General features: G+C 43.6%; 23 protein-coding genes. 7 read left to right on the plus strand and 16 right to left on the minus strand.

Annotated features, from left to right (window positions below; genetic code table 11):
- Positions 1-153 precede the first annotated feature (153 nt).
- The 5 genes from JGK16_RS04030 (at position 154) to JGK16_RS04050 (ending at position 5,597) form a co-directional block, all read left to right on the plus strand.
- Positions 154-297, plus strand: a complete 144-nt coding sequence (locus tag JGK16_RS04030) for a hypothetical protein (RefSeq protein ID WP_293174987.1) — start codon at positions 154-156, stop codon at positions 295-297.
- Between the two features lie 46 nt (positions 298-343).
- Positions 344-1,579, plus strand: coding sequence for a transposase (locus JGK16_RS04035; protein ID WP_293174989.1), 1,236 nt, complete (start codon positions 344-346; stop codon positions 1,577-1,579).
- 263 nt (positions 1,580-1,842) lie between these two features.
- The gene (locus JGK16_RS04040) at positions 1,843-2,766 is read left to right on the plus strand and encodes an MBL fold metallo-hydrolase (protein ID WP_293174734.1); all 924 of its coding nucleotides are present in this window, start codon (positions 1,843-1,845) and stop codon (positions 2,764-2,766) included.
- A 373-nt stretch (positions 2,767-3,139) separates the two neighbouring features.
- On the plus strand, positions 3,140-4,366 hold the full coding sequence (locus JGK16_RS04045) for a bifunctional riboflavin kinase/FAD synthetase (RefSeq protein ID WP_293174737.1): 1,227 nt from the start codon (positions 3,140-3,142) through the stop codon (positions 4,364-4,366).
- Positions 4,367-4,688: 322 nt separating this feature from the next.
- Positions 4,689-5,597 (plus strand): MoxR family ATPase, encoded by a 909-nt coding sequence (locus tag JGK16_RS04050; RefSeq protein ID WP_293174740.1) that lies wholly within the window; start codon positions 4,689-4,691, stop codon positions 5,595-5,597.
- Positions 5,598-5,750: 153 nt separating this feature from the next.
- On the opposite strand, the gene JGK16_RS04055 is transcribed toward JGK16_RS04050, so the two are convergent.
- The 16 genes from JGK16_RS04055 to cas10 all read right to left on the minus strand — a co-directional run bounded on the left by JGK16_RS04055 (position 5,751) and on the right by cas10 (position 19,870).
- Positions 5,751-6,965, minus strand: coding sequence for a glycosyltransferase (locus JGK16_RS04055; protein ID WP_293174743.1), 1,215 nt, complete (start codon positions 6,963-6,965; stop codon positions 5,751-5,753).
- Positions 6,966-7,287: 322 nt separating this feature from the next.
- On the minus strand, positions 7,288-7,713 hold the full coding sequence (locus JGK16_RS04060; protein ID WP_293174746.1) for a hypothetical protein: 426 nt from the start codon (positions 7,711-7,713) through the stop codon (positions 7,288-7,290).
- 158 nt (positions 7,714-7,871) lie between these two features.
- Positions 7,872-8,366, minus strand: a complete 495-nt coding sequence (locus JGK16_RS04065; protein ID WP_293174749.1) for a hypothetical protein — start codon at positions 8,364-8,366, stop codon at positions 7,872-7,874.
- Between the two features lie 3 nt (positions 8,367-8,369).
- Complete coding sequence (locus JGK16_RS04070) at positions 8,370-8,591, minus strand: hypothetical protein (protein WP_293174752.1); 222 nt, start codon at positions 8,589-8,591, stop codon at positions 8,370-8,372.
- A 170-nt stretch (positions 8,592-8,761) separates the two neighbouring features.
- Positions 8,762-8,992: a hypothetical protein gene (locus JGK16_RS04075; protein ID WP_293174755.1), complete on the minus strand. Its 231-nt coding sequence runs from the start codon at positions 8,990-8,992 to the stop codon at positions 8,762-8,764.
- A 236-nt stretch (positions 8,993-9,228) separates the two neighbouring features.
- Entirely contained in the window at positions 9,229-9,864 is a 636-nt protein-coding gene (locus tag JGK16_RS04080; RefSeq protein ID WP_293174758.1) for a hypothetical protein, read from the minus strand.
- 2 nt (positions 9,865-9,866) lie between these two features.
- Positions 9,867-10,946: an RAMP superfamily CRISPR-associated protein gene (locus JGK16_RS04085; RefSeq protein ID WP_293174761.1), complete on the minus strand. Its 1,080-nt coding sequence runs from the start codon at positions 10,944-10,946 to the stop codon at positions 9,867-9,869.
- Positions 10,943-11,419: a hypothetical protein gene (locus tag JGK16_RS04090; protein ID WP_293174764.1), complete on the minus strand. Its 477-nt coding sequence runs from the start codon at positions 11,417-11,419 to the stop codon at positions 10,943-10,945. The genes JGK16_RS04085 and JGK16_RS04090 overlap by 4 nt, the downstream gene beginning before the upstream one ends.
- Positions 11,416-12,375: an RAMP superfamily CRISPR-associated protein gene (locus tag JGK16_RS04095; RefSeq protein ID WP_293174767.1), complete on the minus strand. Its 960-nt coding sequence runs from the start codon at positions 12,373-12,375 to the stop codon at positions 11,416-11,418. Before JGK16_RS04095 ends, JGK16_RS04090 begins: the two co-directional genes overlap by 4 nt.
- Positions 12,376-12,404: 29 nt before the next feature.
- Positions 12,405-13,025 (minus strand): hypothetical protein, encoded by a 621-nt coding sequence (locus tag JGK16_RS04100; RefSeq protein ID WP_293174769.1) that lies wholly within the window; start codon positions 13,023-13,025, stop codon positions 12,405-12,407.
- A 7-nt stretch (positions 13,026-13,032) separates the two neighbouring features.
- Positions 13,033-13,884 (minus strand): CRISPR-associated RAMP protein Csx7, encoded by an 852-nt coding sequence (gene csx7, locus JGK16_RS04105; RefSeq protein WP_293174772.1) that lies wholly within the window; start codon positions 13,882-13,884, stop codon positions 13,033-13,035.
- Positions 13,885-13,937: 53 nt separating this feature from the next.
- On the minus strand, positions 13,938-15,059 hold the full coding sequence (locus JGK16_RS04110; RefSeq protein ID WP_293174775.1) for a putative CRISPR-associated protein: 1,122 nt from the start codon (positions 15,057-15,059) through the stop codon (positions 13,938-13,940).
- 42 nt (positions 15,060-15,101) lie between these two features.
- On the minus strand, positions 15,102-15,530 hold the full coding sequence (locus tag JGK16_RS04115; protein ID WP_293174778.1) for a hypothetical protein: 429 nt from the start codon (positions 15,528-15,530) through the stop codon (positions 15,102-15,104).
- Positions 15,527-16,795 carry a CRISPR-associated RAMP protein Csx10 gene (csx10, locus tag JGK16_RS04120; protein ID WP_293174781.1) on the minus strand — a complete coding sequence of 423 codons (1,269 nt, stop codon included), beginning with the start codon at positions 16,793-16,795 and terminating at the stop codon, positions 15,527-15,529. The genes JGK16_RS04115 and csx10 overlap by 4 nt, the downstream gene beginning before the upstream one ends.
- Positions 16,782-17,507, minus strand: coding sequence for an RAMP superfamily CRISPR-associated protein (locus tag JGK16_RS04125; RefSeq protein WP_293189665.1), 726 nt, complete (start codon positions 17,505-17,507; stop codon positions 16,782-16,784). The genes csx10 and JGK16_RS04125 overlap by 14 nt, the downstream gene beginning before the upstream one ends.
- A complete protein-coding gene (gene cas10, locus JGK16_RS04130) occupies positions 17,504-19,870 on the minus strand; it encodes a type III-B CRISPR-associated protein Cas10/Cmr2 (RefSeq protein ID WP_293202790.1) in 2,367 nt (788 codons plus the stop codon). Before cas10 ends, JGK16_RS04125 begins: the two co-directional genes overlap by 4 nt.
- Positions 19,871-20,216: 346 nt before the next feature.
- Here cas10 and JGK16_RS04135 point away from each other — a divergent pair, with 346 nt between their 5' ends.
- Together JGK16_RS04135 and JGK16_RS04140 are read left to right on the plus strand one after the other, a co-directional pair.
- Positions 20,217-20,543 (plus strand): MgPME-cyclase complex family protein, encoded by a 327-nt coding sequence (locus JGK16_RS04135; protein ID WP_293174790.1) that lies wholly within the window; start codon positions 20,217-20,219, stop codon positions 20,541-20,543.
- Entirely contained in the window at positions 20,540-21,277 is a 738-nt protein-coding gene (locus JGK16_RS04140) for a hypothetical protein (protein ID WP_293174793.1), read from the plus strand. Before JGK16_RS04135 ends, JGK16_RS04140 begins: the two co-directional genes overlap by 4 nt.
- The last annotated feature ends 521 nt before the right edge of the window (positions 21,278-21,798 follow it).

Consider the following 21,798-nt stretch of genomic DNA (forward strand, 5'->3'; position numbering starts at 1 on the left):
GAAGGCAAGATCAAAAGCATCAAAAACGAAGCAGGACAAAGACTCTACGATGTTGAGTCATACCAGCGCGGTGCAATTGTCGTGGGAACTATTTGCGAATGTCGCGTCAGTTCAACCAAACAGCGAGACGACCTTGCTAGGCAAGTTGAATTTATGCGAGAACGATATCCAGAAGCTGAAATCCTCCAAGGCATCGGCTCTGGACTCAACTTTAAGAGAAAAGGACTGCAAGCCCTACTGGTCAGAGTTATGCGCACAGATCAGCTCAAGATTGTTGTTGCCTGTAGAGACATCTAAAGCAGATTCGGATTTGAGCTATTCGAGTTTATGGTCAAGCAAAACGGTGGAGAACTCCTGGTTCTCTCAAACCCTTTTCACTGCCCTGAAACCGAACTCACAGCCGATTTTCTTGCCATCCTTCACGGCTACCGTTGCCGAATGCACGGCCTCAGGAGCTACAGCCAGAAAATCAAGAAAGATCCGAATATTCCCCAGCCCTGAACAAAAAGCTCTGTTGAAAAGATGGTTCGGTGTTTCCCGATTCGTATTTAATGCAACAATTAAATACTTACAGGAGCCGGGAACCAAAGCCAACTGGCTAACGATCAAGACAGGGATTCTCAACTCATTACCTGACTGGGCGTCATCGGTTCCATTTCAAATTAAATCAATTGCAATTAAAGACGCCTGTCAAGCCGTCAAAAAAGCCAAAGCAGACTTCAAAAAAGACGGACAAGTGCGTCGCTGTAAATTCCGCAGTCGCAAGGATACAAAGCAATCTATTTACATCCCTAAATCTGCAATCAAAGATTGTGGCATCTATCACACAATATTGGGTCGGTCAAAGCTGAAAGAGGCATTACCCAAGGATTTCAGTGACGGACGGCTAATGCTTGCCTATGGCGAGTATTATCTAATTGTCTCCGAAGAAGTGCAGCCGCGTCAGACCGACAACCAAGGTCGCGTGGTTGCCTTAGATCCCGGTGTTCGCACGTTCATGACTTTTATTTCCGAGAGTTCTTACGGATATCTCGGCAATGACTCCAATCTTCAAATCCAAAAACTGTGCTTCAAGCTAGACAGGTTAATCTCAAAAATGAGCGCATCTCCTAGCGCGCAGAAGAAAAGATTTAAAAAGGCTGCTGACAGGTTGAAGTCCAAGGTTCAACACATGGTTAAAGAGTTGCACGACAAGACTGCTAAATTCTTAGTTGATAATTTCGATGTCATCTTATTGCCATCATTTGAATCTTCAAAGATGGTTAGCAAGTCACGTCGCAAAATTCGCTCTAAAACCGTGCGTCAGATGCTGACTTTATCTCATTATCAGTTCAAGAAACATCTTGAATGGAAAGCTTGGGAGTCAGGTAAGGTAGCCCTGACTGACATCAACGAAGCTTATACATCAAAGACAGTTTCTTGGACTGGAGAAGTCAAGAAGATTGGCGGTTCTCGTGTTATTAGAGACCGAGATGGACGCTGCATGAACAGGGATCTAAATGGTGCTCGCGGGATTTTCTTGCGGGCATCGGTTGATACACCTTGGTTGAGAGAACATCTCAGCCTATGTATTTGTTGACGAATGTTAGCAAAAAAGTATCGGTTACGCTAGTGAAGAGAGAAAAGAATAGTTACGATCGAGACTTCATCAGTCCACCTTGTAATTTATTCCTCAGTTATCAAGCCCAACAGTTTTGCATTTTCTGGGAAGCGAGACTCTTGGCACTTCCAACAAGTGGGAAACTAGACCGTCAAAAAGCTTGGGTTTGATGGTAAAAGCCTTACTAATATTATGTAAACACCTTATCGATGGCTCGCCGGAACAATCTTGCAGGAAAACCCATGTCTAGTATGCAAAACCAATTTACGGTTCACTTTTGGGGCGTTAGAGGTAGTATAGCGTCTCCCGGAGCTGAAACAGTACGTTACGGGGGCAACACGCCCTGTATAGAAATGCGAGTGGGTGACAGCCGCCTAATTTTCGATGGCGGTACTGGGTTGCGGGTTTTGGGACAAACTCTCCTGTCGCAGATGCCCGTAGAAGCTCATATGTTTTTTACTCACACTCACTGGGATCACATTCAAGGATTCCCATTTTTTGTCCCAGCTTTTATTAAAGGCAATTGTTTTCACATCTATGGGGCCGTTGCTCCTACTCCTAATCAAGCTACTATCCAGCAGCGACTCAACGACCAGATGCTCCACCCTAATTTTCCGGTGCCCCTGCAAATTATGGGGGCAGACCTGAAATTTAACGATATAGAAGTGGGTGAACCCATGGAAATCGGAGAGATTAAGGTGGAAACAGCTTTGTTGAACCACCCCGGTGAAGCGATCGGCTACCGCGTCAACTGGCGGGGTTATGCGGCTGCTTACGTGACTGATACTGAACATTTTCCCGATCGTTTGGACGAAAATGTGCTGTATTTGGCTCGCGATGCTGAGGTGCTGATCTATGATGCTACTTATACGGATGATGAGTATTATTCGGAAAAGTCTAGCAGGGTTGGCTGGGGACATTCGACTTGGCAGGAAGCGGTGAAGGTGGCAAAGGCTGCTAATGTCAAAAAGTTGGTGATTTTTCACCACGATCCGCTGCACAATGACGAGTTTTTAGACAAGGTGGGAGAGCAAGTGGCTCAAAGGTTCCCGAACAGTTTGATGGCGCGGGAAGGTTTGTCGTTACAGTTGCTGCCTCCTCAAAACAAGGATTTGTCTGAAGGGTCGTCTGAAGGGTCGGTGGAAGCCCCTAAAGTGCCTGCGTGATGGATTTGAGATTGCCAGATGGTTCTTAAACAGTTGACAGTTGACAGTTGACAGTTGACAGTTTGAGAGCGGCATCTACAAGGAAGAGGATGGGAGTAATGAATAGTCTGATTTTTATTTCTCCCTCAAAGAGAGAGGCTTTCAACCAATTCTTTATGGTAAATCTTGAGGTCTGAAATCTAAAATTTAAGTGAGGGCTGACCTGACTCAAAGACGGATACAAGCCCCGGCTTAAGTCGTAGAGAACCAAAAAGTTTAGATCGAAGTTCTAACTCCCAGTATCGATTCTGTGGAGTCAAATCTAAAATCTAAAATCTAAAATCTAAAATCGACTGGCGATCGCAATCTGGCTAAGTATGGCAAAATCTTAAGCGTGTGGATAACTTCTTCTTCAACCGCTGCTCTGACTCCAACTTCTGTTGCCTTGGGAAACTTTGATGGTTTGCACCTAGGGCATCAACAAGTCGTGCAGCCAATTTTAAATCGATCGCCGGGGCTAACTTCTGCGACGGTTTCTGCGTCGGGGCAAAACTTGCGCCCAAACGCTGGCAGAGATCAAAATTTGGAAGGCGAACATCCGGCAAGCTGGGAAAACGACTCAGCAGCACTGCCGGAAACAGCCCGCAGCGCCCTGAATTTCAATGGTGCGATCGTGGCGCACCCCCGGGCCGAGGGCAACAGCCTCTCTGGTCGCGATGATGCTGCGGGCGATCGGCTTTACGGTACTGTGGTGACATTCAATCCCCACCCGCAAGAATTTTTTACAGGTCAACCCAAAAAACTGCTGACACCTCTGGCAGAAAAGGTAGAATTGCTCGCAGCAATGGGTGTCGAGCAACTTGTGCTGCTGCCGTTCGATCGAGAATTGGCAGCATTGACTGCTGCTGAGTTTGTCGAGGAAATTCTGGTGCGGCAACTGCAAGCGAGTCGTATTAGTGTGGGGGTGGATTTTCGGTTCGGACGCGGACGTGCTGGGACGGCTGTAGATTTGCAGTCGATCGCCTCGGGTTACGGTATTGATGTTGCGCTGATACCCCTGCACAATTGCGATGAGGGCGATCGAATCAGCAGTTCCGCGATCCGCGAAGGTTTAGCATCCGGCGACCTCACAAAAGCGAATAAGTTGCTGGGGCGGCCTTACAGTTTAGTCGGGCCTGTGGTGGGCGGACAGCGGCTGGGTAGGACGATCGGATTTCCGACTGCTAATATCGAACTGCCACCGGAAAAATTTTTGCCGCGTTTTGGCGTGTACGCGGTGCGAGTCTCGGTGAAGGATGGAGGCGGAATCATCAAAAAAGATGAAAATTCTGCCTATAAGTGGGAAAATCCCCAATCTCTAATTCCGCGCCAAGCATCAGATTTATCATTCATAAATGGGGTGATGAATGTTGGTTGCCGCCCGACGGTAAACGGTCTACAACTAACTGTAGAAGTTCATCTGTTAGATTGGTCTGGGGATTTGTACGGTCAAACCTTGAGCGCAAGTTTGATAGAATTTTTGCGACCCGAACAAAAATTCGCTTCTCTGGATGCTCTCAAAAATCAAATTCAGGCAGATTGTGATGTTGCTAGAAAGGTGTTAGCTGCCAATGATGAATAGATCTCTTGCAAAAGTTTTTTTAAGCAAAATTTCGGACGGGCTAGAAGCCCATCCCACAAGAAAAATAATTGTGGGATGGGCTTCTAGCCCGTCCTAATTATGAATCCATTGTGTATAGTTTTGCTTGGGCGATTGAAATCGCGTGTACAAAAACGAAGTCCGCGCAGGCTGAGTGAGAATAAAAGAACAAGCAATTAACAACTAGCAATTAGCAATTAAGTAAATCAACGTAATTAAGGTAAAATGCGGAAGGCTAAAAAGCTTCCTTCTTCCTTCTTCCTTCTTCCTTCTTCCTTCTTCCTTCTACTTAAAAATCAGGGATATGAGAGAACATATTGAGCGGCTCAAACAAAATCTAGGCAAGACAATTGTCGGTAAAGCGGATGCTATTCGCTTGGTACTTGTAGCCGTGCTTTCGGGCGGACACGCGCTGCTGGAAGACGTGCCTGGTGTGGGAAAAACGCTGTTAGCGAAGTCTTTAGCGCGATCGATCGATGGGAAGTTTCAACGAATTCAGTGTACTCCCGATTTGTTACCAACGGATATTACCGGTACTAATATTTGGAATCCTAGCAGTGGCAAGTTTGAGTTTTTGCCGGGCCCAGTTTTTGCTAATGTTTTGCTGGCGGATGAAATCAATCGGGCGACGCCGCGAACTCAATCTGCTTTGCTGGAAGTGATGGAAGAAAAGCAGGTGACGGTAGATGGAGTTTCTCGGAATGTTCCGGCGCCGTTTTTTGTGATTGCAACTCAAAACCCGATCGAATATCAAGGCACTTTTCCGCTACCGGAAGCGCAGATGGATCGATTTACTTTGTCTTTGACGTTGGGCTATCCCGCTGCGTCGGAAGAGTTGCAAATGTTGGAACGGCTGTCTGATACTTTTGCTGTGGAAGATTTGCAGCCTTGTATTTCCTTGGAACAGGTGCAGGAATTGCGCCGTTTGTGCGCTGCGGTGCAGGTGGAAGGCTCTTTGAAGCAGTATATTGTGGATTTGGTGCGATCGACTCGCCAGGATGAAGAGATTACTCTAGGCGTGAGTCCCCGTGGTGCGGTGGCGTTGCACCGGGCATCTCAAGCATTGGCATTTATTTCGGGGCGGGATTTTGCTACCCCGGATGATGTGAAGGATTTAGCGCCGCACGTACTTTCTCATCGGTTGATTCCGGCGGGGGGAAGGAAGGCGAAGACGATTGTTGATAAGTTGTTGAGAGAAGTTGCTATTCCTTAAAAAGATAAGACGGCGGTTGAAACCGCGTCTACACAAACAAAGTCCGCCTCCGCGGACTAAAGATAATTCGGCGGTTGAAATCGCCAATTCTTCAACCCGCGGAGGCGGGTTTCGTCTGTATCGACGCGGTTTTAACCGCCCGGTCTTCTTATATTATGATGATTGTTGAATAGATCCTTGAAATAGCGCCACTAATTTCTTTGCCTCTAGATCAACATTATGTTGTTGAGCAACCCGTTCGGCTCCTATTTTCCCCATTTCTTCTAGCTTTTCTAAAGGTGCTTCCAATGCCGCACGCATTGCAACCGCTAATGCTTCTACGGAACCGGGAGGAACTAACCAACCGCAAACACCGGGTTCTACGAGCTCCGGGATACCAGCAACATAGGTGCTAATTACAGGTCGATTGAGAGCGAGGGCTTCCATAATTACGACGGGTAAACCTTCAGCAAAACTCGGCAATACCATGGCGCGGGAAGCTAAAATCTCTTTCTGAACTCGATCGCCACTGGCCCAGCCGGTAATTTCTATATAGTTTTGCAGATTGAGTTGTGCAATCTGCTGTTCAATTTCAGCTCGCAGCGGCCCGTCTCCAACAAATACCAATTTAAACTCCAAGCCTTGAACGGCTAGCTTGCTGGCGGCTTCTAGTAGTAACAAATGACCTTTTTGTTCGCTGAGTCTCCCGATGCAGGCTAAGCGGGGTGCTGCGGGTATGGGGACGTGGGGTGCGGCTAAAAATGCTGCATCGACGCCGCAGTGTATGACGTTGATTTTTGACCAATAAGCGCGATCGCACCACCGAAATAGCTGACTTTTGCCGAAGGAACTGACTGCTGCTACAAAGGTCGATCGTTTAATTTTTTCATCTAAGGAAAGAAGTGTAGCTTTATCAAATTCTTCGGGGCCGTGAACGGTGAAACTGTAAGTCGGGCCGCCTAGGACGCGACATAACATTGCAACAGTTGTGGAATTTGTGCCGAAGTGAGCGTGAACGTGTGTGGTACCGGATTCTGCGAACCAGTTTAAAAGAATGCAAGCTTCTGCGAAATAAGCTAGATGCAGTAAAATCCCGCGTTCTGAGTGTAAGCCAACTTTGAACATTAAGCGCAAAGCTTCGAGGAATCGAATTGGTCTAGTTGCGGCAGTGCGGAGTAAGCCCAACGCTAAGCCCTGTACGCCAACTCCTAGGATGACTTTGGTCAATTCTTGTTCTTGTTTGTCTGCGCCGTCTACGAGTTCGGATTCGCAGGATCGAATGGAGTAACGCCCGACTTTGAGGCCGCAAGTTTCGACGGCTAGGAGTTCTCTGCGGACGAAGCTGTGGCTGACTTTGGGGTATTGGTTGACTAGGTAGGCGATGTTCATGAAGGGGGAGAAATTTTTGTGGTAAAACTCTAAACCAGTCTAGCCTTATGGGAGGTGAAGGGCGATCGGGCGATCGGGAAAGTTTGGGTCAATTAGGTGGATGATTAAAGTCCCCTTGCGGGGAAGTCTGAGCAACTATCAGAATGAATCTGACTGTTATTCAGCATTACGGAAGAGTTTGTTTCCGTCCCCGTTAGGGGAAGTTGGCAGTTGTTTGATTTTTCACTTAAGAAACTCTTGCTTCTTAAGCTTACCAGCCTATCCCTATTTTGTTTAAAATTCAAGTATGTGAAAGTTAGAAGCTGAGTTTTATATCTTTTTCTCAGGGATTTAATAGCTTTTTAACTATTTGTAGATTATCAAAAGACCGATCGACATCTATTTTTGTATGTCTAGTATAATGAAACCGAGAATTAGTTTTTATACTTGTTTTTATACCTGCTTTCATACCTGTTAAGTATCGCGCTATTTGACTTTCATTTTTCAGATTTTTATAAGCCTTCTCCAAGCTTCTATCTCGCCTGTCAGCAATGTCACGAACATAATCAAACAGGCGATCGTGTGGCGATGAGGAACCTTGATATTTTTCTTCAAGATCGACTTTCTGAACCTTTGCATAAGCTTCGATGCAGTGTAAAGCTGAGTAAAAACACATTGTCACTGCCCAATCAGGAAAAGTATCTCTGATACTAAGTGCCGCCTCTTCATTATTCTTAGCTTGTTCGCGATGGGACTGTTCGCTCGGCATAAAAATCAACAGCTACTTTCTAGTTTGTTCAGTAATTTAATCTTTGGCGTTGCCGATCGCAGATATAAATTTGGGTAGGAATGAACGGTTATTCTCCCTTGCCGTGTGTATCGAGATCGTCGATGAATTATGTCTCTATTCAGCAACGCCTAATTGTTTTAAGTTCTAGCTATAACATACCAATTACTGCCAGACTTAACTGGATTATAATAACTTGTAGGACTTGACAAAGTTATTATTTCCGATCGAGCAACTTCTTTCGCTCCGTCTTGGATTTTGACAAACTTTTCCACGAGTTTTTCGTCAAAGTACCATTTTTCATTAGTTTTATCGCGTAAATCCCATTCACAATCAATTACTAAGTCTTGGATTTTGTCCCAAGTTTCATAATCCAACTCTGTTTCAGGGCATAGTTCTAATTCAAACTCAATCCAGTGAATGTCTTCCGTTCTAGGAGCTATTGCTCTAACTTTGGCGACACCATCTATCTTGGCTAACTTCTGGACTAATTCCTGTACTTCAACAGGAGCAGTAGGCGATTTAAATGACTGCTTTGGTTTCAGAGGAGAAGGAGGGAATTCAAAGAATTTAAAAGTTTTTGGATTCGATTTTGAGCTTTGAAGTTCTGCTCTTGAGTTTGTGATTACTGTCATTGTCTATTCCTGCAAAAATTCATTAAGACGGTCTCTTAAAAACTTGGCTTTTTGCCTGGTAAATGCAAAATTGCCTACCAAATTTTGTGTCTGTTTTGACTCTGGCTCTTCCGCAGTAAAAGGACTATCTGATAACATCCCTGCTATTAATATCCCATCGCTCTCGTCAATAGCTATTACTACACCAGTCACCAGATAAACTTTGTTTTTTTCTACATCATTCATTTGTGTCATCCTTAGGTATTATCTTAGAAAAACTATCACAGATTCTTGGGCTTTGTTTAAAACTAGGAACTGGATATATTCATGTGGGCAGTTCCTAGTTTATAGGCAAACGCTAGCTGACACAATGGGCTGCTTTTAGGAGCTAATTATTTAAGCTGCGCCGTTTTCTGTTAGGCTACAAGTCGGTATTCGGACTTTTGTGACGAGACAAAGTAGCCTGGAACAGCATTTCCCCAGAAAACTGTATAGCAAGCTACACAATACTTCTGTTTGACTTTCTTTTGAGTGGACTCGGAACGGTTCAATGCTGAGTAATAGTCAGATTCGTTTTGGTATTTCTCCATAAACGGCTGAGAGTTAGCTAGAGATAGTTTAGAGTTGACCATTTGGGGGCTATCCATAAACAACTAAAGTTTTTAAGAATCTTACACTAACCATTCTAAACCTTTTCATAACTCATGTGCAACCCTGTTGTAACAATACTTCCGCAGACAGTTTTTGGTTGTCCAGTCTCAAATAAGGGGTTTAGGGCGATTGGGCGAGCTGCCAACGGAAAATCGAGGGTTTCAGACTACGACCTAAACACTGTCCGGACTATTGTTATAATCCGTAAAAGTTGGTAGATTTGATGGCTAGATCAGTCCACACATTTTACACTTTTGAGATTCCCATCTTCCTTGATAGCGACAATCTTGACTGCGACAGCTTGTCCTTCTTGGAGAGAACTAGCTTTTTTGGGTTCTTTTTCCGTCAGCTTAATAGTTCCCAGAATTTCATAAGTTACCTTATTTGCTTTTACGGCAATAACAGTAGCTGCCAAGATTTGACCAATTTCAAACTTTTCAGACTGCATAACTTGAGCAATTTCCGCTTGCCGCGCTGACTCGGCTACTGGCGCAACAATTTCCTCAATTGGCACAGCTTCTCTGTAATATCTCATCAGACGTGCTGACCAACCTAAAATTTCCAGCATTTTCTGCGGATTAGTTTGTTCGCTTTGAAGATACTTGGTGCAAGCTTCGTCAATATTCTGGTAATAGTCAGATGTTTTTTTGCTGTGACCGATTTGTCTGCCATTACTGACTAAGGTTTTCAAGTATTTGAAAAACCTCGCTCCCGCATTGGACTCATTGACTGAAGCGCGAAGATAGGCGATCGCCTTTCCCAATTCATTGACATCGGTTTGTTCTTTTACCAGAGTTTGCGCGATCGCGTGAGCAATTCCCCACTGGTGTTCGGTCAAAGATTCTGTGACTAATTCAGTATTCGACATCTTTAATACATTCCTGTTGGAGGTTCGCGATCGGTCGGATATTTTAAGACTTCAGCCAGTTCTTGCAATTGAGTTGCTTGCACTAAACTCGAATGAGCAGCTTGAATATTTTTTTGCATGAACTGTTGCAATTCAGTGCCATTCATGCTGTCAGATTCGGGAGGATTGTAGGAAGAATAGCGATCGCGCAAATCTCCCTTGTTCTGCAACACCCTTGCTGCTGTGACTTCCACAGTCATGGTTCCCATGCCGATCGGCTTCCCGCCACCTACCTTGAGGGCGATCGCATATTTTGGATCTTGGCCCAGCACAATCAAAAGCGTTCCCAACTCTGCTGGCGTTAAATTTTTGAATTGTATCTGTGTTTTAAAAGTATACTCTTTAGCAGCTTGCTGAACAGTAATGCCTTGATTTTGACCTTTGTCGATCGCTCTAATTGTGTGATAATAAAACTTGCGTCCAGCTACATTACCTCTTTGGTCAAAATATGCTCTTCTTTGGTCAGGACGGGGACGATATAAAGATGGCATAAATCCAGTAGCAAAACCTGTTTTTTCGCATTTAGCATCGCTGAATTCAATTAGCCCTTGCCAATCTAAAGCACCGAATACTTGACTTGCCGGACAGAGTTCTTGTTTATTTTTACAAGGCAGGCGATCGGACGGAATTTTATCTTTGTATCTTGATGTAATTACTGCTAAAGTGCTATTAGTAATGGCTTCGTATGCCGATCGGATGCAGCCTTTGAGAGAACTACCTTGAATTGATAGTTTTTGGTCAATATTTTGAACCATTGTTTTGATTAAAGGGACGCGGCTGCCTATGTCGCTACCCATGACAACTACGCCTGTAGAGACGTGCAAAGTAGTCTGAACTTTCAAAGTGATAAACAAAGTTCCGTGCAGGCGATCGACCAAATATTTGTGATGTCCGGCAGGAGCTTTTTTCGGCGGGCGTTCGTTGGGAAAACTAATTAATTCATAAGGTTTAGGCACTCCGATTTCACCAGCATAGTTATTAGAAACGGGGCGGCTTGGCGGCGGTGTAGAACCTCGGAGTTTAGGTACGGGATTATTAGTCATTTTTTACTCCTGACGGTGAGGGCGATAAAATGAACGGTGGCAGTTCTTTGGTCTTTAAAGTATCGCTGACCTATGGTAATATTCTTAGAGTCAATTTTTTCGTCATTTTCTCCTTTATAGATAAAAGTTTTAGGAAATTTGGGTTCGTCAAGGCTGTGAAAGTAAGCAGCGCGATCGCAGCATTCCCAATTTTCGCCGATCGCCTCAAATCCCTCTAAATCGGCTGGAACCCTACTCAGGATTAACGCTTCATATGTACTTCCCTGCTTTTTCCAGCGCAATTCGCGATCGCTATTAAACATCTGCCCTTCAAAGCCGAGAGACAACTCATCGGGCAATTTCCTGCAAATGCCACTGACTGCGTGGGGCGATCGCACAAAATAGTAACTTTCCTCAGTTGCTAACTCTTCTAGCAACTTTTTGGCTTCATCCGGTGATAAACGCGATCGAACATATACAAAACCTGTATTCATGCTACAGCACCTGTTAAAAGCTTACTCCAAGCAGAAACTGCACATTTAAATAAATTGGGTACACCAGTCTCACCATCACCTTGCCATTTTAGCTGCACTCCAAAACCTAAATCCATCGGTTCAGCAGCAATTGGAGTTTGTTCGCGATCGGGTTGAGAAAAGCCGTAATTTCCGGCTTCATCAACTTCTAAAAATTCTCCTGCACCCAGCAAGAAAGCGTGTCCCCATTGACCAGGCTTTACTATTTGTTTAATTTGGCGATTATCTTCATCTAATACACAACCGGGATACTGAACTACGGCTTCGTTAAATTTTACTGTCACCGTCCCCAAACCGCGAGATTTAGCAAAACCGATGCCAAACCAGCCATCATTTAAGTCTCGCAAAACTAAGCCAATTAAGCCTAATTGTGCTAAGGAAAAGTTTTTCAGATGTATTTTAGTGCGAAATTCTCCAGCGGTGCAGACTTGATAGTTAAATGGGCCCACGGCTACGGAACCAAAAACGCGATCGATCGCGACTCCATTTCGTTCTTGAATTTTAAGCTGTTTCTTATCAATTGGGTGAGCATCTTCTATTCTAAGTCTGCTAGCAATTGAAGTGTTGCCGAAAATGCGATCGGTAAATGAAGATAACTTGTAAATATCGCTGGATGATTTCTTCTGTAAGTAATCGTAATTGTCATTCAATGGATCGTTAGCCCAGAGAATGTCTGGATTATTAGGATTACTATCTGTTCCTATGGTTCTGACAATTCTCTCAGCATGAGCGCGAATAGCACCTTTTAAACTGCTTCCCGGTAGATAAATTGACTTGCCTCCTGCGTGGTAAGTCTCGACAAATTCCATATCCGGTTTAGTCGGATCGGCTCCTTCTTTACCGGATTTTATCAGAATCGGCCCGTCAGGAATGAGAGTTAAGTCAATGGTACAATGATTGACAAATCGTTTGTGCATAGTTTAGTAGGTCGAGAGATGATTTAGAATTAAGCAGCTACTAACTCATTTAGCTGAATTTCGCATTGCTGAAAAACATAGTTAACGGCAGCAAAGAGTAGATCGATTTCCTGAATTGTATAGGATTTTCTATTGCATATAAATTTATCCCCTTCAAGTTTGCCAAATTCCCAAAGTCTACCGTGGGAAACAATTCCAAAGATAGCGTTATTTGTTCGATCGCCAGTCTGCTGTGCAACAATCATTTCAAGAAGACATTGAACCCACCCTTCATGAAATCTATCTTGCTTAGCATCGACTAATACCAAATAAGGTTTATCAAAAACGACTTTTCCCAAATGAGAGCGTTTAGCCAAAATATATTCAGGAAACCTGTCAGGGTTTTCACAATCCGTGAGATATTTATGACTCCACAAAACAAACTTAGTACGATAATGTTTCCAAACTTCTTTGACAACTGGATAAATTAAGTTCTCACAAATTGTAAATTCTGAATCATCAGGTAATCCATCCTGAATGACAATTTCCAAATCTTTTAGAAAGCAGCTAGGAATATCAAACTCAGTTTCGCCTATAAAATTGACTTCTGTGTAGTAAATCTGAAAATTTTGAAGAACTTCGCCGAGTTCTTGATAATTGCTGAACGCCATATTTACCTCACTGTGTCTGAGTTATAGTTTCAGATGATTTGGTTTGTTTAGGAGTCAGTCGATCGATCAGCTTTTGTACCCACTCATCTTTATAATCGGCCGCATCTTCATAAGCCGTTTCATCTCCCATGACTAACTTTTGTAAGTATTCTAACAAAAATTCGGGATGGTCTTCGACATCAATCCAGCGCATTTTGTCAATTTCTAGTTTAACCACACCTAAGCCGCGCGATCGTCCGCCTCCGAGAGGTATTTGTTCTGTCTCAAATTGGTGCAAACCAATCATCAATAAACCCAATTCCCAATCGTGAGCATTTTCAACTACTGCTTTAAAATCAAACGGTGTTGCGGCGGGGACAACTTGGTAGTCGTAAAGTTTGCCATCTGCGGCGGTTTCTGTGTCTCTGTCAATGGCTACACCATCTCGTTCTTGATATTGTCCAAACCACGCATCGGGTTGTACGGTTAAGTCGCGAACTTGGAATTTACTAGCCATCCAAGGAGTGCCAAATAAACTACCAATATCGTCGGTTATACCGATGAGTTCTTGTGTTAAATTTAAGTCATTATTTTTGTACTTTTCTTTGAAAGCTTTGACTTGATTGTTTCTAGTTGAAGTTGTGTAGTTAGCCGGATCTTCTGCTAAATTTGGGTCAATACCTCGAAGGAAGCTCTCTAAGCGCGATCGCAGAGCACCTTTAAAGCTTGAACCGGGAATTAAAGGTCTACCCAAAGCATCTTTGATTACTGGTAAATCGGAGCCGATGGGCTCAGTGGAACGTCCGGCACTAATGCGTAATGCCGTTACTGTTGTAAGTGTTCCTGTGATTTCCAGTCGATTTTTGAATGTATCAAACATAAACTTACCTACGTAATTAAGTTAATTCAGACTTAACCAACTGAACACATCAATTATTTCACAAATTCCATACGCATGAAAGGAGCATACGATCGCCGTTCAGTTGTAGGATCGACTGTAACCTTACTTGCATATTTTGGACCCTCCTGATCTTCGCGGATTGCTCTCCACACCAGCATACGCCAATCTTCCACAGATACTAAATAGCGATCGGTTGTTCTACCAGGCTTGAGCCAGCGCAACCCATTCCCAACGTTAATATGTTCATATTGTTGAAAACCATCTTTGGAACTAGCAGCCTTCAACAAAAAAGCAAATGGATCACACTGTCTTAGTTGTGCCAGATTATCAAAACAATCTCTAATAGCTTTTTGAGAAAGAAAGGGGACTAAAACTGAAGGTTTACGCATTTCCTCAAGAAACAAGAAACCTACACCAGAAATAGTTACTCCTTCCTCGGAAAACTCAATTAGTGGCTTAAACGCTTCTCTTTCAGAATAAGGGACATTATTTTCCCATTCTGCTTGAGTAATTGCTGTCTCACGCTCAATCTTTTCTAGTAAATCTTTATAAGCTTCAAATTGCGATCGCTTAAATTCTACAGGAAGTGGAGGTAATTCTATAACTGTAGTTGACTGTTCAAAAATATAATCACACTTAACTCCTTTCAACATCCCCAGTAAAACTGTGTAAGGAACCAGTGCTTTATATCCTCCAGTCGGATTCAGAATAATATTACTTGCCTCATAGCTATTAACTTCTTTAATAATGCGCTGTACAAATTCAACTACTCCTGTTGTTCGGAAAAGATCGGGATCTATAACTTGAAGCCCCGGAACTGATTCTGCTTTGGCATATATACCCTCCCAATGATGTTTTAGATATTTCTCAACCGCAAGAGCGCAGCAATATCCGTCGTCCGTACTTGAAGCAAGCAAAATTATTCTATCTTGATTGGTAATCCCAATCCGAACAAGAGAATGAATTTCCGCGGATAAGTCGTTCTTCAAGCTTTCTCCTTCTGGACGGATATCACGGAAAGTAGAAAATATTGTTTCAGCAGCACATTCCATACTTTGTTGCTGTCTAACCCAATTAGTTAGCTCCCGCGGTTTAACTCCTGAAATTTTTCTGGCAGCGCTGATACCCACGGAGCATATAACTGTCTTAATCATTTCAAAATCTCCTATTAATTTATGGAAGACTGTTATAGATAGTTAGAGATTTTGTCCATCTTTCAAATACTTGAGATGTCGAGAGCCATAACCTAAATAACGGCGAATTAGTTCCAGCCAAATAGGTTTAAAGTCAGTTTGAGAACATTCTGCAATTATTCCAGCACTATTTTTAATGTTACCATCAATATCTTGAATCAGCCTTGTCGCTAAAGATTCTTCCCCCCTTCCCCATTTTCTATCTCTTCCTACTTGATATCGCACAAAGTTTTTAATAACTTCTGCACTATCAGTTGTGTCAGCAACGCGGACTAAGTTGCGGAACTGTGATTCCTCTAGTTCTTCTTTTCCCGACTTGCCATATTGACAAGTATCTAAAGCATCCTGAATCCAAATGACTAGATCGTCTTCTACTTGGCGAATAGATCTTTGTACTTCTAACTCTATTTTTTGCTCTGTGCTTATACTCATACTGGCTTGTCTCTAAATATAAGGTGAAAATCGTTGCAAATTTGAATTTGACCGAAGCCTTCAGAAGTTCGATCGCCCAATCCCCTCATTTCCAACTCTCCCAATCTCTGAATCCAAAGCTCTGGTTGAGTTGTACTGAACAAATAAACCGCTCCTTTCGTGGTAATCAGCTCTACATCTTTCATCAACCCCCAGCCCGCATTCCAACCAGACAGAAAATCATAACTGCTGTAAGCCGCCTCCAAACGCAAAGATTTATCTTGAGCTTCAACCCCTGCAAACTGGTGCAACATCTTTTCAGATATTACAGTTGTACGTCGCCAGTTTTCAGTCAGTATAGCATCAGATTGCAAGTCCAGGGTGAAGTAAGTTAGCTTTGTTGGTGACTCTTTAATAGGACTGCCAAAAACTACCCATTTGTCCCAACGCTCTTTTAGCCTTTGATTGAATTCATCGATGCGATCGCTCACATCTATCTTAGCATCAACAGGATTTTTTGTCTGAATTTCAACTTTCCCCAATCCTCTGGAAGTCGAACCGCCCAACCGAAAATTTTGATGGCGATCCTGAATGAAATTTCGCAGAGATTCTGCTAAATCGTCTTCCACTAAAATCGCACCTAGATAGTAAACAGGATTTTGTTTGGTTTCCTGAGATTCATTCAAAACTTCCAGGCTGTAAAGTATTTCTTCCTCCGATGTAGCCCTGCGACGATTAATCCCAACTCGCGTTAGTAGGCGTTTGTTGACCTTAAGACTGTGATACATATCGTCGAATTTACCATAAAAAGTAATTCCAGCAGAATCGACTCTCCCTCCATCTTTTGGGCAATTTGGATCGTAGGGATGTCCATAACCTTCAGCACAAAAGCGATCGATTAAAGTGTCAAAAACGCCATTTCTTTCTGGATCGTCCTCTTCCTCTTTGAAACCAGGCTTATTTTTAGAACTGAGTGCTGTTGCAGGTAAAACTCCATATTCTTCAAATGTATCTTTAGAGACTAGATCGCCATCAAATATCAGTGCTGGATAAGCATTTTGAAAAATTGCGGGATGTTCACTCAAGAATAAAGCTTGAAAATCGCCGCCATTTTTGGTCAAATCAGTCGATCGCCCATTTGATAGATCCAAAATCTGAGCAGCCACAGCACCCCGAATCACCGTACCGGGGATATAGTCTACAGCTTCGCTAATCGAACCTCCCGGTTTCTGGCGCGCGATCGCCAAAGGAGACAAAACCTTAATTTCCAGTTCAATTCGCTGCATTTTCCCCTCCCTTCGCTAGACAATCCCAATCTGCATCAGTAACTTCAAAATTCGGTAAAGTTTCCCAACTCAGCCATCCCAAACCTGCCGATTTACTTCCACCTAATGCGTGAATGTGCTTGAAACCAGCCAACATCAGAGGTTTCGCATAACTGGGACAATTTGGTAACAGATGAATTTGACCTTTAAACTTCAGTGAAACATTCGGCGGAGAAGTCTCTAAAAAGTAAAGTTTGTTTTCTTCAGCGGTGCGACGGCGGCGATTAATTGTGACTCCCGGACGTATAAATTCAGCTAAATTTTCCGGGTCTTCTGTGCAAATTAAGTCGTCAATAATTATGCGCGACGGCAAAACTGGATCGCCGAAAATTTGACTAATTAAACAGTGATAAGTATCATTATATCCTAAAACTTCGTATTCGCTGCGTTTAAAATTATCCGGTGCATTTTCTCGGCGAATTACCATGTTTCCAGGACTAGGGGACTCGGAAATCTCCCAACCCAAACCTCTAGCAATTTTCTCGCATTCGTGGCGGAGGCGACCTTTGATTTGCGAACCAGGAATTAACAGATTTCCTTCTGCATTGCGGACAATTGGCTTATCTGCAAGGGAACCGGAGGAACCGCCCGCGCCTACACACAAAGCTGTATCAATTACTGCTGTAAGTGCGTAAGTCTCTATTGACGTTGATAAAGTCCTGAGAACAATCATGATTCAACCTCCGCCTCTGCCGAGCTTTCTGAACTTAATTGGGAATCTTCTAATTCAATGAAATCGTAAATATCTACAATTTCCCGCCAGATGGTTTCATATACGGTTCGTTTATTTTCCTCTATCACAGACATCCAAGGAGCTAGATTACCATGATTTTCTGCATTTTTTGGCTTGCACCAAGCTTCTTCAAACTCTTTTTTAAGTATTTCTGAATTACCATCTTTGAGTCTGGTTCGGAAATAGCGGTAGTTGAGAATCGTTGTATTTTTCCCTTGTTCTAGGAAACTGCGAATTTGGTAGAGTTGCGATTTGGGAAATTCAGCTTCTTTCAGCGCTTTGACCGACTCAATCAATCCGCCAATTTCATGCAAAGTGTACGGTGCGGCGTACAACTTAAGTTCTTGAGGACTGTCTTTGGTTAATGCTTCCTTGCGGAAGTCCTCAATGCTAGATGAAAGGGCAGTTACCGATTTCATTACCAGAAAATCAACTGTACCTCCACAGTATCCGTGTTTTTTTAAATCCTTAGCACGTTTTTTGGCTGATTTGAGCAATTGCTCGTAAAGTTTTTTGGCATAATAAATCGGAGTTTTCTGGTCGGCAATTAACACGCCGATTGATGTGCTTAATTGACATTTGCTAGCTGCTGCATTTTGACTTAGGTAGCGGTGACACTTACTGAGATCGATCGGCTTTTCTGGCTGAGTTTTAGTTTCATAGTTTCCTTTGATTTCCACGCCCGGTATCTGAACTTGTTTGAGCAAGATTTGTTCAAACTGTTCGCCGATAGTTTTGGCGATCGCCAATGCCCGATCTGCGGGTACAATCAAGATAATATCATCGCCACCAATCGTAATAATCTCAAAGGGATGAATCCAAGCACCATCGGGAAGAGTCGATTCTGACTTGTTATTTTCTTTGACTTGGCGGGGATGAAGATGCTCGGCTAAGGCTTGATAAACAGCATATTTAGTGGCATTGTCAACATCTTCGCTAAAATCTTGATACTCTTGGGGAGTGGTGATTTTTTGAATATAGCCACCCATGTTATTGCCGTCAGCATAGATGTAAGCTACAAAACCTTTACTCAAACTGCCAAGCTGAGTTAGAGATTGAGCTATCTCAACGTTTTCAAGGTTGGTGTCGTCGCAGTATTTCTGAAGTTTTTCGGGATGCTTTTCTAAGAAATCCTCAAATTTGTCAACCCAACCTTCAATGACATCAGGACGCCATTCTGCGTACCAATGAGTGTCTTTGATTGTTCCCTTCTTAGCCCGATCGCCCGCTTTGCGTTTCCGTGCAGAAACTTCCGAAAACCAAGGACTCCCCGGAAGACCTTTTTGACTGCGATTGTCGGGATTGTCGGTAGCGCGCGTGATAGCCGATCGCCGATCCGACTGATCTCTTTGCAAATAAGGGTGCGTTTCCAACATCGGCGGATAGCGGCGGCTGGGACGCTTTTCAACGTCATTCCCTTCAAAGTCATTACCACTGCGCCGTTGATTAAACATCACGGCTAATTTAGTAGTTAATTCATTAAAACTCTTGCGATTTATAAACGCCTCTTCAATATGAGATGAATAGACAGGTTGATTTGACTCTTTATCCAGCTTGCCAAAATAAGCTGCAACCACCGGATTTTTATATTCTGGGCGGTATTTATCTAGCCAGAAAGTTTCTTCTATCTGGTCTCGCAGCAAGCCAAATCGAATTTCTAAAAGCTTAAACGTATCTCCCACCGCGCAGGAATTAGCAGTTATGGTTTCATGGGAATAGCGTTTTTCAATGGCATCAGTTAACTCATTCACAAAAGCTGCTGGGCAGAAAGCTAAAATATTGCCACCAGTAGAATAGACAATCATTTCGGAAATCAAAGCCTCTGAAAGCTTTGGAACTCCAGTAAAGTTTTTATCCAGCCATTTTTTTACTTCTAAAGACTGAATTTTATCACTTGCAGATTCAGGACGTTTGCCAAAAAAAGCAGGCAAATCAACTAAGTTTATGCGATCGAGTAGTGCAGATGCACCCCGAATGTCTGGCAGTTTTGCATCTTCAAATACATACTGCTTAACCTTAGTGACACCGCCGTACACTAAACCAATTTTTCCCGGCTGATTCCACAAATTCGGGTATTTATTTTGCAAATCAGTAATTGTTTCTGGAAACTCTTCTCTGGAAATATTTTCTGGAATAGCCAGAAGTTCCCGCACCCGATCGACAATTTCCCTCACCTGGGGCGGCACTTCCTCCCCAGAAGTCAACGCCCGTCGCATTTCCTGCAACACGCTTAGATCAAATTGAGGTTTCCGTCGATCGCCCCACGCGACACACCAAGCAATACCGATCGCAATACTGTCCATATGCAAACCACTCCTCATCCGGTATGACAGCCCAAGATTGCCTTAATAATTTGTAATTCTTCAACGTACAACTCTATCTAATTTACTATTGTCACCTAAATTTTCCACAAAAATCAACCCTCAGAAAAATAATCCCCAACTCCCCCAACTCCCCTCAAACCAATCATTTTTCAGACATAACTGGCGCTGCACCTACCCAAAATGACAACAAATAGGGTAAAGTAAACGGCACAATAGTCTAAGGTTCTCGAACTGCCACAACTCGGCACATTCACCCTTAATCGACAAAACTCACAGATACAGGCGACATTCACCACCAACTACCAACCCCTAACAACCGACAAAAATGCAAACCTACTACTACGTTTTAGCCAGCCAACGCTTTTTGCTAGAAGAAGAAGCCCTTGATGAAGTGTTTAAAGAAAGAACTCGCAACTACCATGAACAAGAAAAACAAATAGACTTCTGGTTGGTCAAACAACCCGCTTTCCTAGAAGCACCCGCAATGGCAGCCATTAAAGCAAAATGCCCTCAACCAGCAGCAGCTATTGTTTCCACAGATCCAGTGTTCATTACTTGGTTAAAACTGCGATTAGAATATGTACTGACAGGTGAATTTCAAGCACCGTCAGCAACTATTCCCGATGCCCTCGCATCCCTACAGACAGCATGAATAAACAAGCACAAAAATCCACAGCGAAGTTAGGAAAATTTAGGGAAGAATTGTACAATTTTATTGTGTCTATTCCCCTATTTTCTGCTACTTCGATCGCAATTTTGACATTGACAATTTTGGCGAGTTCTGTTAAAGCTCAGTCAAGCTGCGAACCACCGAAGTCCGACGAATATCTACTGTTAATTGTCACCCGAACACCGGAACAGCAAGAAAAAGCAAAACGCTCTTTTCCCGGAAATAATGACAATACAGTTTGTCGGTACATTAACGATACTGTGACGAGGGTTGGTGGGTTTCGTAACTCGCAAATTGCGATCGATTGGGTTAAATACATCAAAGATGTTGTCGGATTGCAAGCTTACGTAGTTCGATCGCCCGCAGCAGCACTTCCCCAAAACCTGCCAGTCTACAACCCCCAGCCAGCACCAGGTTCAGAACCAATCGCCAATCCCCAGACTGGGAATAGTGGGTTCAATCCCCAAGCCCTCGGCCCCGGTTACGCCGTGTTAGTAGATTACTTCAATCAACCGGAATTAGCCGGCCAAGTCAAGCAAGCATTGGGTACGCAAGTAGGCTTAGCTTCCTACGGCCAACGTCCCTTTTTATTCGTTGCTTATACAACGGATCAAAACGCTGCTACTGCGGCGGTAAAAGCATTGAGCGATCGCGGTTTTTGGCCGATGTTGGTAGACAGCCGCCGTGTTACGGTAATTAGTCCTGCTGTTAGGTAAAAGTAAATAATACGGCGGTTAAAACCGTATTTATTTAAACGATGTTCGAGATGCAGACGGCGAATGGAATTCGCGCCTATACAAACGATGTCCGAGATGCAGACGGCGAATGGAATTCGCGCCTATACAAACGATGTCCGCCTCCGCGGACTGAAGAAGATCGCGTAATTTTAACGGTCAATTCTTCAACCCGCGCAGGCGGGTTTTGTTTGTATAGACGCGAATTCCATTCGCCCGGTTTTTTTTAACCCGCGCAGGCGGGTTTTGTTTGTATAGACGCGAATTCCATTCGCCCGGTTTTTTTTAACCCGCGCAGGCGGGTTTTGTTTGTATAGACGGGAATTCCATTCGCCCGGTTATCTTCAACCCGCGCAGGCGGCCGCGCAGGCGGGTTTTGTTTGTATAGACGCGAATTCCATTCGCCCGGTTATCTTCAACCCGCGCAGGCTGGTTTTGTTTGTGTAGACGCGAATTCCATTCGCCCGGTTTCTTCAACCCGCGCAGGCTGGTTTTGTTTGTAT

The organism is Microcoleus sp. PH2017_09_SFU_O_A, from assembly GCF_020738625.1.
Lineage (GTDB): Bacteria > Cyanobacteriota > Cyanobacteriia > Cyanobacteriales > Microcoleaceae > Microcoleus.